This window comes from Mesorhizobium sp. M6A.T.Cr.TU.016.01.1.1 (assembly GCF_003952585.1).
Lineage (GTDB): Bacteria > Pseudomonadota > Alphaproteobacteria > Rhizobiales > Rhizobiaceae > Mesorhizobium > Mesorhizobium mediterraneum.
In genome coordinates this window covers 4,185,226-4,201,166 of record NZ_CP034452.1, presented here as the reverse complement: position 1 = coordinate 4,201,166, position 15,941 = coordinate 4,185,226, and the positions used below count along the sequence as shown (strand labels likewise).

The 15,941-nt window shown below is 62.5% G+C and carries 14 protein-coding genes; 8 read left to right on the top strand and 6 right to left on the bottom strand.

Translation table 11 applies throughout. The features are described 5' to 3' along the window. The 8 genes from EJ075_RS20205 (at position 1) to EJ075_RS20170 (ending at position 9,687) form a co-directional block, all read left to right on the top strand. Entirely contained in the window at positions 1-1,332 is a 1,332-nt protein-coding gene (locus EJ075_RS20205) for an FAD-binding oxidoreductase (protein ID WP_126105471.1), read from the top strand. 59 nt (positions 1,333-1,391) lie between these two features. Continuing rightward, the gene (locus EJ075_RS20200) at positions 1,392-3,062 is read left to right on the top strand and encodes a peptide ABC transporter substrate-binding protein (RefSeq protein ID WP_126105470.1); all 1,671 of its coding nucleotides are present in this window, start codon (positions 1,392-1,394) and stop codon (positions 3,060-3,062) included. Between the two features lie 158 nt (positions 3,063-3,220). Then, positions 3,221-4,171, top strand: a complete 951-nt coding sequence (locus EJ075_RS20195) for an ABC transporter permease (RefSeq protein ID WP_126105469.1) — start codon at positions 3,221-3,223, stop codon at positions 4,169-4,171. A gap of 11 nt (positions 4,172-4,182) precedes the next feature. Continuing rightward, positions 4,183-5,070: an ABC transporter permease gene (locus tag EJ075_RS20190; RefSeq protein ID WP_126105468.1), complete on the top strand. Its 888-nt coding sequence runs from the start codon at positions 4,183-4,185 to the stop codon at positions 5,068-5,070. Between the two features lie 11 nt (positions 5,071-5,081). After that, positions 5,082-6,404, top strand: a complete 1,323-nt coding sequence (locus EJ075_RS20185) for an FAD-binding oxidoreductase (protein ID WP_126105467.1) — start codon at positions 5,082-5,084, stop codon at positions 6,402-6,404. Between the two features lie 233 nt (positions 6,405-6,637). Beyond that, positions 6,638-7,615 (top strand): tripartite tricarboxylate transporter substrate-binding protein, encoded by a 978-nt coding sequence (locus tag EJ075_RS20180; protein ID WP_126105466.1) that lies wholly within the window; start codon positions 6,638-6,640, stop codon positions 7,613-7,615. 79 nt (positions 7,616-7,694) lie between these two features. Continuing rightward, positions 7,695-8,168 (top strand): tripartite tricarboxylate transporter TctB family protein, encoded by a 474-nt coding sequence (locus EJ075_RS20175; RefSeq protein ID WP_126105465.1) that lies wholly within the window; start codon positions 7,695-7,697, stop codon positions 8,166-8,168. 10 nt (positions 8,169-8,178) lie between these two features. Continuing rightward, positions 8,179-9,687, top strand: a complete 1,509-nt coding sequence (locus tag EJ075_RS20170; protein WP_126105464.1) for a tripartite tricarboxylate transporter permease — start codon at positions 8,179-8,181, stop codon at positions 9,685-9,687. A 6-nt stretch (positions 9,688-9,693) separates the two neighbouring features. On the opposite strand, the gene EJ075_RS20165 is transcribed toward EJ075_RS20170, so the two are convergent. The 6 genes from EJ075_RS20165 to EJ075_RS20140 form a co-directional block, all read right to left on the bottom strand. Continuing rightward, complete coding sequence (locus tag EJ075_RS20165) at positions 9,694-10,770, bottom strand: ABC transporter ATP-binding protein (protein WP_126105463.1); 1,077 nt, start codon at positions 10,768-10,770, stop codon at positions 9,694-9,696. Positions 10,771-10,775: 5 nt separating this feature from the next. After that, positions 10,776-11,822 (bottom strand): carbohydrate ABC transporter permease, encoded by a 1,047-nt coding sequence (locus tag EJ075_RS20160; protein ID WP_126105462.1) that lies wholly within the window; start codon positions 11,820-11,822, stop codon positions 10,776-10,778. Next, on the bottom strand, positions 11,819-12,937 hold the full coding sequence (locus EJ075_RS20155) for a sugar ABC transporter permease (protein ID WP_164547147.1): 1,119 nt from the start codon (positions 12,935-12,937) through the stop codon (positions 11,819-11,821). The genes EJ075_RS20160 and EJ075_RS20155 overlap by 4 nt, the downstream gene beginning before the upstream one ends. Positions 12,938-13,029: 92 nt before the next feature. Further along, positions 13,030-14,502: an extracellular solute-binding protein gene (locus tag EJ075_RS20150; RefSeq protein WP_126105461.1), complete on the bottom strand. Its 1,473-nt coding sequence runs from the start codon at positions 14,500-14,502 to the stop codon at positions 13,030-13,032. Between the two features lie 229 nt (positions 14,503-14,731). Then, on the bottom strand, positions 14,732-15,280 hold the full coding sequence (locus tag EJ075_RS20145) for an SIS domain-containing protein (protein ID WP_126105460.1): 549 nt from the start codon (positions 15,278-15,280) through the stop codon (positions 14,732-14,734). Continuing rightward, positions 15,223-15,882, bottom strand: a complete 660-nt coding sequence (locus EJ075_RS20140) for an orotidine 5'-phosphate decarboxylase / HUMPS family protein (RefSeq protein WP_095489064.1) — start codon at positions 15,880-15,882, stop codon at positions 15,223-15,225. The genes EJ075_RS20145 and EJ075_RS20140 overlap by 58 nt, the downstream gene beginning before the upstream one ends. Between the last annotated feature and the right edge of the window lie 59 nt (positions 15,883-15,941).

The following is a 15,941-nucleotide window of genomic DNA, read 5'->3' as shown; positions in this document are numbered from 1 at the left end:
ATGCCCGGACCGTTCGTCATCCCCGTTCATGGAGATATTGAACTGCCAAAGGAGGTGGACTGCGTCGTCATCGGCGGCGGCATCGTCGGCGCCTCCACGGCGCTGGAACTCGCCGAAAGCGGTTTGCGGGTGGCTTTGTGCGAAAAGGGCGGAATCGGCCAGGAGCAGTCCAGCCGCAACTGGGGCTGGGTACGCATCTCCCGTCGAGATCCGCGCGAGGTCCCGCTGATGGCGGAAGCACTGCGCATCTGGACGCGGCTCTCCGAACGAACGGGGCGGGATACCGGCTACACGCGTGCAGGAATCGTGTTCACCTGCGCTAACGACAAGGAATACGACCGGCACGAACGCTGGGGACGTCATCTCGAAGGCTATCAGCTCGAGTCGCGAATGATCGGTGCGGGAGAATTGCGTGACCTCCTCCCCGGCTCCAATCTCGATGTCAAAGGCGCGCTGTACACACCCGCCGACGGCCGCGCCGAGCCGCAGAAGGCCGCCCCGGCGATTGCCGAAGCCGCGCGCGAGCGCGGCGCCGCCATTCTAACGGAGTGCGCGGTGCGCGGCGTGGAGACAACCAACGGCGCCGTCTCGGGTGTCGTGACAGAACGTGGTTTCATTGCCTGCAAGGCAGTCGTCCTTGCCGGAGGCGCTTGGTCGAACCTATTTTGCGGAGCGCTTGACCTTGATCTGCCTCAGTTGAAGGTCATGAACACGGTCCTTCGCACGACGCCGGTCGAGAACGGGCCGGAACAGGCCGTATGGGCAAACAATTTCGCCATGCGCAAGCGCCAGGATGGCGGATATACCATCGCCTCCAGCACCACCAATGTCGTCGATATCGTGCCGAACTCCTTTCGGTACGCGCGCGACTTCCTTCCGGCCTGGAAGATGGAATGGCGATCGCTGAATTTCCGTCTCGGAAGCCGTTTCCTCGAAGAGGCAAGAGTGCCGACCCGTTGGGCAATGGATGAGGCCAGTCCTTTCGAATACTGCCGCGTGCTCGACCCCAAGCCGTCGAAGAAAAGCTCCGAGCGTATCCTTTCGAACGCCCGCAAGGCATTTCCGGTTCTGGACAAGGCAGAGATCGCGCAGCGCTGGGCCGGCTATATCGACGTCACGCCCGACGCCGTCCCCGTCATTTCCGCGGTCAATGCCGTCCCCGGCTTCCATGTCGCGACTGGGTTCTCGGGCCATGGCTTCGGCATCGGCCCGGCCGCAGGCAGGCTGATGGCAGACATCGTCACGGGGCGGCCGCCGATCGTCGACCCGACGGACTTCAGATGGTCGCGGTTTTCGGACGGATCGAAGGTCGCGCCAATCAGTGGATTCTAACCGCTCCGACAAGAGAGCGGGACGCAGCAAAAGTGGAACACTTCAAAAAGGAGATTCTAATGTCAAACCAAAGCAGCAGCACAGTCTTTCGGCCGACGCGTCGCCAGACGCTTGGAATGGCAATCGCCGGCGCCGCCGGCCTCGCCATGCCCAACCTGACAGGGGCCGGCAAAGCCCTTGCCGCAACCCCGCCGAGCGCGCCCAAGGGGCAGGTGATCGTCGGCTTTTCTCAGGAACCCACCGTCTTCAATCCGCACCTGGTGCATATCGAGGTCGACGAGGGCATTCACTTCAGCGTCTTCGATCCGCTGTTTGGCGTCGACCCGAAAGGTAATTTCTACCCCGCACTCGCCAAGGAGGTGCCGACCGTCGAAAACGGCGGCATCTCGGCCGACGGGCTTGAGTGGCGCGTAAAGCTGCGCGATGACGTCAAGTGGCATGACGGAAAGCCGTTCACGGCCGAGGACGTCAAGTTCACGCTCGAACTCTTGGTCGACCCGAAATTTCTGAGCTGGAGGCGCGCCGGCCACGAACTTATCCAGGATTTGACCGTCGTCTCGCCAACCGAGATCAGCTGGAAGATGAAGGAGCCTTACGCGCCCTATCCGTCGATCCTGGCGGCGACTTTCATCGTCCCGAAACATGTGCTCGGTGCGGCGGAGGACAAGAATACCGCGCCGTTCAACAATGCTCCCATCGGAACCGGACCGTTCAAGTGGGTGGAGCGCACGGCCGGCGATCATATCGAGCTGGCCGCCAATACCGACTACTTTGGCGATGGCCCTTATCTCGAGCGGCTGATCTATAAATACATTCCGGACCTGACGGTTCTCTACACCCAGTTCAAGACCGGCGACATCGATGTCATCGGACTGCAGTGGATCACGCCCGACCATTACGAGGAGGCCAAGGCGTTGAGCGGAACATCCGTAGCCGTCATTCCCGCCGCCACCGTCGAATCGCTCAGCTTCAATATGGAGCGCCCGCAGTTCAAGGAACTCGCCGTTCGCCAAGCGCTGTACTATGCGCTGGACAAGCAGACGATCATCGACGCCCTCTACTACGGACTGCCAACCCCCACCGAAACCTACATGCCGCAGCAATCTTTCTACTACAATCCGGATCTGCCTAAGCAGGAATACAATCTGGACAAGGCGAAGAAATTGCTGGACGACGCCGGCTGGGTCCCTGGCAGCGACGGTGTTCGCGTCAAGGATGGCGTCCGCCTCTCGTTCAAGAACTCGACCACGGCGGGCAATCATATCCGCGAACAGGCGCAGCAGTTCATCCAGCAATCGTATCGCGACATCGGTGTCGAAGTGGAGATCTCCAACCTGCCGCCTGCGGTCATGTGGGGGGACTACTGGATGAAGTCGCAATTCGATTCCGTTGTCGTCGGCATCAACTTCCTGACAGGGTCCGACCCCAATACTTCGGATTACCTCAGTTCGAAATCAATTCTGGCCAAGGGCGGCGCTGGCCAGAATACCTGGCAGTACGCCAACCCGGAGGTGGACAAGCTGCTCGAAGCCGGCGGTGTCGAATTCGTGCCGGAAAAGCGCAAGCAAGCCTACCTGAAAATCCAGGAGACCGTGCGCAACGACCTGCCATTCCTGCCGATATTCCAATACGCGACGGTCCGCGGACACAAGTCCGGTGTCGAAGGCGTCGTCCCGAACATCAATGTGCGCATCGACTCCTGGGACGTAGCCACCTGGTACTGGTCATAGCTCCGGAAATGGGCCGGGCCGGCAATGACCGGCTCGGCCTGCATCGCCGTAGATTCAAGGTGTTAGAGCGTACTTTGTGCGTCCAATTGGACGCGCGTCGCTCTAAGGCGCGCCCTGGCGCAACCGTATCCGACTGACAGCAAACGGAGGCAACCGGCATGCTTCGCTATCTGCTGGGACGTTTCTGGCAAAGTCTTGTCCTGCTCCTGCTGGTCTCGATGATTGGCTTTGCCGTCCTGAACCTCGCTCCGGGTGGGCCGCTTTCGCAGTTCAGCCTCACGCCGGGAATGACGCAGGCCGATCTCGATCGCATCGCCTCGCAAATGGGTCTCGATCGACCTCTTCCGGTACAGTACATCGACTGGCTGGGGCATCTGCTTCGCGGTGACTGGGGACGTTCCTTCCGGGACGGCAGGCCCGTGCTCGACATCATCTGGGAGCACCTTCTCGCGACACTGCTGCTGATGGGCGTATCGACCGCGATCGCCATCTTCGTCGGCACCTGCATAGGTGTGCTGGGCGCGCTCAAACGGTACTCGATCTTCGACTACGCTGCGACGGTCGGCGCGATGGTGGCATTGTCGATCCCGACCTTCTGGTTCGGGTTGATCGCGATTTACATCTTCTCGCTCCGGCTCAGGTGGCTGCCGGCCGGCAACATGTACACGATCGGCGATGGCTCGCTCGGTGACTATGCGATCCATCTCATCATGCCGAGCATCGTTCTTGCGCTGGTCAATATCGCCGTGTGGAGCCGCTACATGCGGACCGCGACGCTCGACGTCATCAATCAGGATTTCGTCCGCACTGCCCGGGCCAAGGGACTGAGGCCCCGACGTGTGTTGATCCGTCACATCCTCGGAAACGCGCTGCTTCCGATGATCACGCTGATGGGGCTGCAGCTGCCGACAATACTGGGTGGCGCCCTGGTGACGGAAACCGTCTTCACCTGGCCCGGCATGGGACGGCTGTTCCTCGATAGTCTCGGCTACAGCGACTACCCCGTGGTGATGGGCCTGCTGATGATGTCCGCGGTTCTCGTCCTGGTCGGTAACCTGGCCGCCGACCTCACCGTCGCATTCGTCGATCCGCGCATTCGATTGAGCTGAGGACCAAAAAAATGAGCCAGTCGGAATTACTCCTCCCCGCCCGCTCCACGCAACCCTGGTGGCGCAGCCGCACCGTGCGCCGATTTGCCCGCCATCGGCTGGCGATGTTTGGCTTAGCCACGATCATCATACTGGTCCTCGCCTGCGTCATCGGACCCTTTCTCCTGCCCTTTGATGATCTTTACATCGACCTGCGTGGACGGTTCTCCCCACCGTTCACCGGCTACCATTTCTTCGGCACCGATCCGCTCGGACGCGACATCGCGGCGCGCCTTCTCATGGCTGGTCGCGTTTCGCTGCTGGTCGGTTTCGCTGCCATGCTCCTCAGCACCGTCTTCGGAACCGTGCTCGGGATTGTGGCAGGCTTCTTCGGCGGCCGCATCGGCACCGTGCTGATGCGTTTCGTCGACGCGATGCTGTCCTTTCCCAACATCTTCCTGCTGCTGGCGATGGCTGCCTTCATCAAGCCGAGCCCGATCATGATCACCCTGATCATAGCGGCGACGAGCTGGATGGAAATCGCCCGCATTGTCGAGGCGGAAGTGCGCTCCCTGCGCGAACGCGACTTCGTGGTCGCCGCCCGGATGCTCGGGCTCAGCAACAGCCACATCATGTTTCGCGAGCTTCTGCCCAATGCGATCGGCCCGATCATCGTCGCGGCCACGCTTACCGTCGCCCGCGCCATTCTCCTTGAGGCCTATGTCAGCTTCCTTGGCTACGGCATCCAGCCGCCGCTGCCGAGTTGGGGCAACATGCTCAACGGCGCCCAGCAGTATCTCGATAGCGCGCCGTGGCTGGCGATCGTTCCTGGCGCCGCCATCACACTGGCGGTCACCAGTTTCAATTTTATCGGCGACGGCCTGCGCGATGCGCTCGACGCGCGAAGCGACATGCTGTGAGGCCGTCTGGCATGACAAGGTTTTCGCCGTTTGAAGTCTCGCTCTGGTATGCGACCGCAAAACCGGCGCCAAAAACCGACCCGCTGCAAGGACGCACGAGGGCGGACGTCTGCATCGTCGGCGGTGGCTATACCGGATTGACGACTGCGCTCGATCTCGCTCGCGACGGCATACGCGTCGTTCTTCTCGAAGCTCAGGAGATCGGGTTCGGCGGCTCGGGACGCAATGCCGGCCACTGCACGCCAACCTTTACGCATTACAGCCTGCCCGAACTGCGTGCCATGTTGGGCGAGCCGTGGGCCGAAAGGCTGATCGCCCGGCAGACAGGGGCCAACAGACAAGTCGCGGGGATGATCAAGCGTTACGGCATCGATTGCGAATGGCAGCAGAACGGCTACGTCATGGGCGCGCTTACGCCAGGCGCCGTCGCCAAGCTCGAGGCGAAGGCGCAGCAGTACAATGCAGTTGGCGCCAGGACGTGGGTGCTCGACAGGCAGGCTAGCGAGGAGATGACCGGCAGCCCGCGATATTATGGCGGCTGGTTCCATTCCGAGGCTGGTCACCTCAATCCCTTGAGCTATGCAAGAGGGCTGGCGCGCGCCGTCATCGAGGAGGGCGGCACGATCCATACCAAGTCGCCTGTCCGCGATGTCGTGCGGCAGGACGGCGCCTGGGCAGTGCACTCGGGCGAAGGGATTGTGGTTGCGGACAAGGTCATCTTTGCGACAGGCGCCTATACCGTTAACGGTTGGCCCGGCCTCGACCGGACCTACAAGATCCAGAAGGTGTTCGTCGCCGCGACGCAGCCGCTGACCGGCGCGGAACGCCAAACCGTCCTGCCACGCAACGCCACCATGCATGATGGCCGCGGCGACATCTTCGTCTACAAGTACAACACCGAGGGACGGATTGTCGCCTCGATGTTCCCTATGGGCCGGCGCGGCCGGGACATGGCGTTCACACACCGCCTCATGTCCGACCGTCTGCATTGGCTCCATCCGCAGATCAGCAGCGACTTGAGATGGGAGTATTTCTGGTTCGGTGAACTGGACATGCAGAAGCGCACCATCCCGCGATTCTACCAGCTCGCGCCGGGCGTCGTCGCGCTGACTGGCCTGTCCGGTCGGGGCGTGCCGACCGGCAGCATGCTCGGCGGCATACTCGGCGAATGGGCGAAGGGCGTCCCTGAAAAAGACCTGTCGCTGAAGCTCGAACCGCTCCGGCGCGCACCCTTCTTCATGTCGTTCGCCCCGGCCGCCATGTTGCGATACTATCGCGTCTCGGACTGGTTGCGGGCACGGGCGAGCGGAGCTCCACTTCCACCGCACGCTTAGCGAGTCCGGAGGAAGGGCACAGAGAGGTCCGTAACCGGTATTCGCTATCAGATTTCGACCAGCTCGATGTCACCTTTCCACCCATTTTGCGCGGACGGGTTGTGCATAATCGCAGTTTGCGGTTTGACCCCGATTGCAATCCGCTAGCCTGCGCTAGTTATTGCTCCATCCAGCCGGTGTTGAAAGGAACTCTGGGCAGCGGTTGGGAATTCATATCCTGGGAGGAAATCACGATGAGAAAATTCGTCGCCGCTCTGGCCGCAGCCGCAGCCGTCACGCTCTATCCGTTCGCCGCGGGCGCGCAAACCTATCCCGAACGCACCATCACCGTTGTGGTGCCGTTTTCGGCAGGCGGCCCGACCGACACGGTCACGCGCCTCGTCGCGGAAGCCATGTCGAAGGATCTCGGCCAGCAGATCATCGTCGAGAATGTCGGCGGTGCCGGCGGCACACTGGGCGCCGGCCGCGTCGCGCAAGCCGATCCCGACGGCTATACGCTGCTCCTCCATCACATCGGCATGGCGACAAGCGCTACGCTATACCGAAAGCTCGCATACGACACACTGAACGGCTTCGAATATGTCGGCCTCGTCACCGATGTGCCGATGACCATCGTCGGCCGCAAGGACCTCGAGCCGACGGATCTGAAGGGGCTGGTCGACTACGCCAAGGCGAACAAGGATACCGTCACCGTCGCCAATGCCGGCATAGGCGCGGCCTCGCATCTGTGCGGGATGCTGTTCATGAGCGCGATCGGCACACCGCTGGTCACCGTGCCCTACAAGGGCACCGGCCCGGCCATGACCGATCTTCTCGGCGGCCAGGTCGACATCATGTGCGACCAGACAACCAATACCACCAAGCAGATCCAGGGCGGCACGATCAAGGCCTATGCCGTCACCTCGTCTGAACGCCTCGATGTGCTGCCCGATCTGCCGACGACGACGGAAGCCGGTCTCCCGGAGGTGCAGGTCGGTATCTGGCACGGCCTCTACGCGCCCAAGGGCACGCCGGCCGAGGTCACCGAGCGCCTGTCGAAATCGCTTCAGGTCGCGCTGAAGGACCCGAACGTCGTCGCCCGCTTCGCCGAGCTCGGCACCAAACCGTCGTCCGACGCAGATGCGACGCCGGCCGCGCTGAAGGCCAAGCTGGAAGGCGAGATCGCGCGCTGGAAGCCGATCATCGAAGCCGCCGGCCAGTACGCCGACTAAGGTTTTGAACGGGGCGCCACCAGCGCCCCGTTTTTCACACCGGCATCAGCGTGCCCCGCGGCGGGCCTGGGAGGACGTCATGAAACCTTTCACGATCGACACGACCAACGGCACATGCGCCGCGCTGTTCATCTTTCTTGGCGGATTTTTCGCTCTGCAGTCGCTCGGCCTCGAAATCGGCACCGCCTTCCGCATGGGACCGGGCTATTTCCCCCTGGTCCTGGCGATCGTGCTGATCCTGCTTGGCGCCGTCATCCTCGTCGAAGCGGTGCGCTTCGAGAGCGAGCCGATCGGGCATATAGCCTGGCGCGGCATGCTGTTCATCCTCCCTGCCCCGATCTTCTTCGGCCTGACCGTGCGCGGCCTCGGCTTCATCCCCTCGATCTTCCTGACGGCGCTGATCGCATCCTTTGCCAGCGGCCGCATGAGGCCGCTGACCGCGCTCGTGCTCTCCGCTTGCCTGACGCTGTTTGCGTTCCTCGTCTTCAGCTATGCGCTCGGCCTGCCGTTCCGGCGCTTCGGCCCGTGGCTGCCTCCATGGCTGGTATGGTGAGAGGATGAACATGGAACTCCTCGACAACCTCGCGCTCGGCTTTTCGACGGCCACGTCGCTGGCAAACCTCGGTTTCTGCCTGATCGGCGTCCTTCTCGGCACGCTGATCGGCGTCCTGCCCGGTATCGGCGCCACCGCGACCATCGCCATGCTGTTGCCGATCACCTTCCAGATCGGCGACCCGGTTTCCTCCCTGATCATGCTCGCCGGCATCTACTACGGCGCGCAATATGGCGGCTCGACCACCGCCATCCTCATCAACATGCCCGGCGAATCCTCGTCAGCCGTTACCGCGATCGACGGCTACCAGATGGCCAAGAACGGCCGCGCCGGGGCGGCACTCGCGATCGCGGCGATAGGCTCGTTCTTTGCCGGCACGGTGTCGACGTTCCTCGTCGCCATCTTCGCCCCGCCGCTGACGGCGATCGCGCTGCAATTCGGCGCGGCCGAGTATTTTTCGCTGATGATCGTCGGCCTCGTCTCGTCCGTGGCGCTTGCCCACGGCTCGATCGTCAAGGCGCTGGCGATGGTCGTGCTCGGCCTGCTGCTCGGCATTGTCGGCACCGACATCTACACCGGCACACCGCGCTTCACGCTTGGCATCCGCGAATATGCCGACGGGCTGAATTTCGTCGCGGTGGCGGTCGGCGTCTTCGGCGTCGCCGAGATACTGCGCAACCTCGAAAACGAGCACGAGCGCTCCGTGATGATCCGAAGGGTCTCCGGCCTTATGCCGACCCGCGAGGACTTTCGGCGTATGGCGGCTCCCATTGTGCGCGGCACGATCATCGGTTCGGCGCTCGGCATCCTGCCGGGAGGCGGCGCGATCCTTGCAGCCTTTGCCTCCTACACGGTGGAAAAGCGTGTATCGAAAAATCCGGGGGAATTCGGCAAGGGCGCCATCGAAGGCGTCGCCGGACCGGAATCGGCCAACAATGCCGGCGCGCAGACCTCCTTCATCCCGATGCTGACGCTCGGCATTCCGGCCAACCCGGTCATGGCGCTGATGATCGGCGCGATGATCATACAAGGCATCGTGCCCGGCCCCAATGTCGCGATCGAACAGCCGGCGCTGTTTTGGGGCATTATCGCCTCGATGTGGATCGGCAATCTGATGCTGATCGTCTTGAACCTGCCACTGATCGGGCTTTGGGTAAAACTCCTGACGATCCCCTACTACGTGCTCTTCCCGATCATCATGGCGTTCTGCTCGATCGGCGTTTACAGCGTCAACACCAACATCTACGACCTCTACGCCGTCGCCTTCTTCGGCTTCCTTGGCTACCTCCTGACCAAGCTACGCTGCGAGCCCGCGCCGCTGCTGCTCGGCTTCGTGCTTGGCCCGCTGCTCGAGGAAAACCTGCGCCGCGCCATGATTCTCGCGCGCGGCGACCCGAGCACCTTCCTCACCAGGCCGATCAGCGCCGGCCTGCTCTTCATCGCGCTCGCCGTGCTCGTCATCGTCTTCCTGCCGGCGGTCAAGAAGAAGCGCGAAGAGGTGTTCGTGGAGGAGAATTAGCGAACGTCACGCGGCTGCCTGTCCACGGACGCGGCCGCCGATGCGGCCCCCGGTTTCCGAATCGAACAGAAAGACGGCGGTGTCCTGGAAGGTGATGCCGATCGGCTCATCCATGTCGTAGTGCGCCGATTTATCGGCCTTGACGGTTACGGTGGCCCCACCGAATTGGCAGGTGATCAAGGTATGATCGCCGATCAGTTCCACAGCGTAGACCCGTGCCGCAATCTTGCCCTCCGATGGGCCCGTGACCCGGCAATCCTCGGGCCGAAGGCCGGCAGTGACCTTTTTCCGGCTCTCGGCAACGCTGGTCGCAAATCGCCCTTCCGCACACACGAAGGTACCCTCGACCAGCTCGCCCTGGAGAAAATTCATCGGCGGTGAGCCGATGAAGCCGGCGACGAACAGGTTCGCCGGATCGTCGTAGATCTGTCGGGGTGTCGCGATCTGCTGCACGACACCGCGGTTCATGATGGCAACACGGTGGGCCAAGGTCATGGCCTCGATCTGATCGTGGGTGACGTAGATCGTCGTCACGCCCAGGTCGGCCTGCAGGCGTTTCAACTCCGAGCGCATGTGGCCACGCAGCTTGGCGTCGAGATTGGAGAGCGGCTCGTCCATCAGGAAGACGCTCGGCCGCCGCACCATGGCGCGGGCAAGCGCGATGCGCTGCCGCTGACCGCCGGAAAGCTGCCGTGGATAGCGGTCGAGGAACTCCTCAAGGTGGACCTTGACGGCGGCGCCGCGGACGGAGGCGTCGCGCTCTGTACGCGGCACGCCCCGCAGCTTCAGCGGATATGCGATGTTCTCCGCAACCGTCATGTGCGGATAGAGCGCGTAGGACTGGAACACCATCGCCACGTCGCGATACTTGGGCAGCACGTGGGTGACGTCGCGGTCGCCGATAAGGACGCGGCCGGAACTCACCGATTCAAGCCCGGCGACCATGCGCAGCGCCGTCGTCTTGCCGCAGCCCGAGGGGCCGAGCAGCACCAGGAACTCGCCGTCCTGGATCTCCAGGTCGAGCCCTTTGACCACCTCGACCGCGCCGAAGGACTTATAGATATCGGACAGGGTGACCCGCATGTTGACTAGCCCTTCACTGCGCCAACCAGCAGCCCGCGCGCGATGTGCTTCTGCAGGACGCTGGAGATGACGATCACGGGGGCGATCATCACGGTGATCAACACCGACATGTTCCACCATTGCGGCCCGCGCGTCGTGTTCTGTGCCGATACCAGCACCGGCATGGTCTGCGCGTCGGCATTGGAAAGGAAGAGGGCCAGCAGATACTCGTTCCAGGCAAGGATTAGCACCAGCAGGAAGGTCGCGACCAAGCCGGAACGCACCAGCGGCAGCGCGATAGTGAAGAAAACGCGGAACTTGGAGGCCCCGTCTATCTGTGCGCTCTCTTCAAGGTCGAGCGGGATGCCGGCGAAGAAATCGCGCGTCAGCCACACGACGATCGGCAGATTGATGGCGGTATAGGTGACGATCAGCGCCAGCTGCGTGTCAAGCAGACGCATCTGCTGGAACATCACATAGATCGGCAACACGGCGACGATCGGCGGCATGATGCGGTTCGAGATGATCCAGAATTCAATGTCGTTGTTGCCGACCGCAAGCCTCGTGCGTCCAACGAGCGTGAACAGGGCGATTATGAAGAGAGCGGCTGCCACGGCAACGGCGATCTCCCACTGCACGCCGAAGGTGGCCACCGCCACGATGATTGCGGTGAGCAGGATCAAGAAGATCGCAACGGCGGCGAACTTCACCTGGAAGCGGATACGCACGAGCGCATAGGCCGCCAGCGAGCCGATCAGGACCGCGAGCAGCGTGCTCGCCACCGCGACAACGACCGAATTCGTGTAAGGGCGCAGGGTGTAATTCTGCACGAGCATGAAGTCCCATGCCTGCAGCGAGGGGGCAAAGTCGACGAACGGGAGATAGAACGGCCCATTGTCGACCTCCCCAGGCCCCTTGAAGGACGTGATGAATACCCAGTAGAGGGGAATCACGACAACGAGCGTCCACAGGAACAGCAGCGCATAGGTCACGATCCTGGCGACCGGCGCCTGGCTGTCGATCGAGGCCGGCTCGAACAGCCGGCGCGCCAGCGAGCGCGGCTCGGCGCTCATGCCTCGAACCGGCGCGCCGGCCGGACCACAAAATTGAAGAACGAGACGCATACGATGGTCGAGATGAAGAGAAGCATGTAGCCAACAGCGGCCGAGCCGCCGAGATCCTGGGTGCGCCAGGAAATGAAGGAATGGAGCGTCATCGATTCCGTCGCCAGGCCGGGGCCACCGCCGGTGAGCACGTTCGGCAGGTCGATGATCTTGAAAGCCTCGATGAGCCGGATCAGCACCACGGTAGCGGCAATCGGCGCGATTGCTGGCCAGGTAATGTCGCGAAAGATCTGGAAGCCGTTGGCTCCGTCGAGCCGCGCCGCCTCGACCTGGTCGCGCGGCTGGTTCTCAACGGCCGCCAGCAGCACGATGAACATGAACGGCGTCCACTGCCAGGTATCGCCGACCAACACCATCAGCCGCGCCGACCAGGCCTCTGTGGCCCACGACCACTCGCTGATGCCGAAAGCGCGCACGATCGGGGCGAAGGGGCCCTTCTGCATGTCGGCGAGCATGCGAAACGTGTAGGCGATGCCGACCGGGGTCACCATCAGCGGGATGAAGAAGAGGACGCGAAAGAAATTCCTGCCGCGAATTGGCTGGCCGCAGAGGAGCGCGAGGCCCAGCCCCAGTGCGAACTGCACGGACACACCGACGAACACGTAGAGAAGCGTGTTGACGACAGTTCCCGGCACGCCGCCCGGTGCCATGGTGGCCAGCGCGAGAACCGCCAGGCCCATAGCCATTGCCGTCGCGAGAAGGCGACCAATCACGCCGGCGATGGTCGGCCTGCCACGCCAGAGATAGCGGGCGAGAAGAAAAAGCAGCCCTGCCGCGACCAACGCCAGCAAAGCGGATTGGACAAAACCGAACGTGCCGAATTTGCCGAGCAAGTGATACTGCTGCGAGCCGACCAGCAGCTTGCGGAAGTTCACAAGTCCGATGAATTTCAGCGTGAATCCGCCCGGCGCGAGCGCAAAGCGCGAAAGCGCGAGATAGGCCGAGATGATGAGCGGAAAAATCGCGAAGCAGAGAAGCACGACGACGGCTGGCAGCACCATGATCCGGCCCGAGTGACCGTCCAGCCATTCGGCCCAGCTGCGGCGGTCGGCAGCTTCTGGCATAGTGTCGGTTGCGGTCATCATAACCCGGGAATGTGGGGCAGGCATGAGACCCGGCGCGGACCGATGCCACGCCGGGTCGATTGCTTGGCCACCTATTTGGCGCCGATAGTCGCCTTGTAAAGTTCGAGCTGCTTATCTTTGCCAATCTCGTCGTTCAGCTCATTCCAGCCTTCCTCGACCGCCGAAACCGTCGCTTCCTTGTCGATTTCGCCGGCAAGGAAGCGCGAGACCGCTTCGTCGAGCACGACCTGCTGGTATTTCTGATTTTGTGGGATGCGCAGGTCGAGGATCATGTTCGGGCTGCTCATGCTGTCGTTGATCGCGCCTAGGTACACTTTGGCCTCCTCCTCGCTCATGTTGGCCTTCTTCCAAAGGTCGCTGTAGCTGAGCTGCGAGGTGCGATACGGGTTGAAGCCGGTGCCGCCGACGGTCACGTCGGCGTTCGACTGTGCCGGCTGCGTCATGAACGAGAAGTAGGCGTAGGCGGCGTCCTTTACCTTCGGATCGGCCGCCGCGTTGATGCCGCCGCCCCAGCCGCCAAAAGCTGCGAAGGGTGCATGGTTCACGCCGTCGATCGCGTGCGGGCAGTTTTCTGCCGTGCAGGCCTCGAGCTTGCCAGTGTCCCAGTTCAAGACCTCCTTGGATCCGGGCATGATCGCCGCGCCCCATTTGCCCATCACCTTGGACTGGGCCGGATCGATCGAGATCGTGCCTACATCACCCCAGTCGAGGTTTAGCGCGCAGCGGCCGGAAGCGAAGAGCGGCCTTGTATCGCTGACATCGAGGTTCAGCTCGTCCGGCGGGCCGTATTTGGTCGATTCAGACAGGAAGTCGAGCGCCTTGCGGAAGGCGTCGTTGTTGACGAGCGGCGTCATGTCCTTGGTGTTGAAGAAGGTGCCCTGGCTGGTTCCCTTGGACTGGGTCATCGAGCCGACCACATCGGTGACGAACCAATAGCTCTGCGCGTTGCGCTTCTTGGCGATGCACGAGCCGAAATCCGGCGTGCCATCGCCGCTCATGTCCTTGCCATGCGTGGCCTTGGCGACCTCGAGATACTCGTCCCAGGTCTTCGGCACCGCCAGGCCGGCGGCTTCCAGCACGTCCTTGCGGTAGTACATCATGTGGAAGTCGCCATCGAGCGTGATCATGTAGGTCTTGCCGCTGTACTTCTCGGAGAAGTCTCGGAAGAACGCGCCCACATCGTCCTGCTGGATGTCCTTGTCGGCCTCGACCCGCGGCGTCAGGTCCTCGAGGTAGCCGCCGGCAATATAGTCGACCATCCATTGCGGGGCGAACACGCCGGCATCGACCGAGTTGGTGCCGCTCGCCCAGTCGGTGAGTATCTTTTGATAGAGATCCGAGAAAGGCACCGCGATGACATTGATCTTGGCGCCGGTGAGCGCTTCGAACTCGGGCGCGCGCCTCTGTAGCGGCTCCTGAATCGCCCCGGTCTGCGTAATGACGTTCACGGTAACGCCCGCAAACGGTTTGTCCTGCGCAAAGGCAGGTGCGCCAACCAGCGCGGCAAAAGCCGAGACGCCGGCCAGAAAGACCCCAATTCTCATCAGACTTCCTCCCATATTGACCGGGACCTGTTCCTGCGAACCAAGCCGCCGGCATCTCCCCGTCGGTTGCCGTCGCCAGAGCACGGCACCAACGCTCCTCAAGTACAATATCGGCATCGTGCAGCGAGTCCAGTGCCTTGCCGCAACGGAAGATGAGGTGCCCAGCCGGGCTTCCCAGCTGATGCATGTCGCTCAAACGCATGCCCTCGGGCGTGCCCGGGGTGCCCAGTCATTGCAAATTAGTGTGGCGGAACAACATCAGCTTGTGCGCGTCGAGTATCTGCTGCGCCAGGCCGAGCACAACGCTGTCGAGCAGGATCAGGCAGGATTGCTCGAACAGGCTGCCGCCAAACTGTTTCGATTCCCCGACAGGGACATGCAGCGTGACGTCGCCAATGCCGGCCAGGGTCCCCGCCGGCTCATGCGTCAGCGTAACGACCTTAGCACCCTCCGCCTTGGCGATGCGGGCAAAGCCTGTGCTGACCGGCGTCTCCCCAGAGCCGGAGACGATCAGCAGCGCATCGCCCCTGCGTATCGAGGGCGCCGATACCTCACCGACAAAATGCACCGTTCGGCCAAGATGCATGAACCGCATCGCGCCCATCTGCGCGACAAGGCCGGAGCGTCCCTGCCCGGAAAAGAACCATCGCTGATCGGGGTCATCGAACGCCTGCACCAGCCTTGCAAAGGCGTCGACGTCGATCCGGCCAAGAAGGTCGGTTATCTCCTGTCCCACGGCCAGCCACGGCCTGGATTGGGCAATCTGTCGCGAATCCATCGTGCTATCTCCTTCGGGCTTGCGGATTCTGTGATGGCGCTGCCGACCACGAGGATTTCCGGCTCGACTGCGATCACCGCTTCCAGCGTGTCGGGGCCGATCCCGCCGGCGAGCGAAACCAGAAAGCCGCGATCGTGCATCTTTTTCACGGCGTCGATATGTGAGGTGGAGGTGTTGCCCGCCAGCCGCGCGTCGGTTGGCGAGTGGACCGCGACATAGCCGAAGCTTTCGGGGAAGACAGCATTCAAAGGAAGCAATTCTGCCTTGCCCGTCTCGGTGATGGTGTCGACGATGACCGTCGCGCCGAAGGCGGCGGCACGTCTTCCCACCGCGTCATGCGTGGCGGACGAAGCACACGACAGCACCGTCATGAACGCGGCACCGGCGCCGAATACCATATCGGCCTCGAACTGGCCGCCGTCGACGGTTTTGGTATCAGCCAACACCTTGACGCCAGGGCAGAGCTCGCGCGCCGTGGTGATGGCGGAGAGGCCAAGGCGTTTCAGCAACGGCGTGCCGATCTCGATAATGTCGGCGAACGCCTTCATCTGCGGGAGCAGGGCCAGGTGTTCAGGCTTGTCGAAGGCGACTTGGAGGAGCAAGGCGGTTCTCTCGGATTAAGGCAGCGGGTGCGACGTGAAGACAACGCCCAACCTACTGT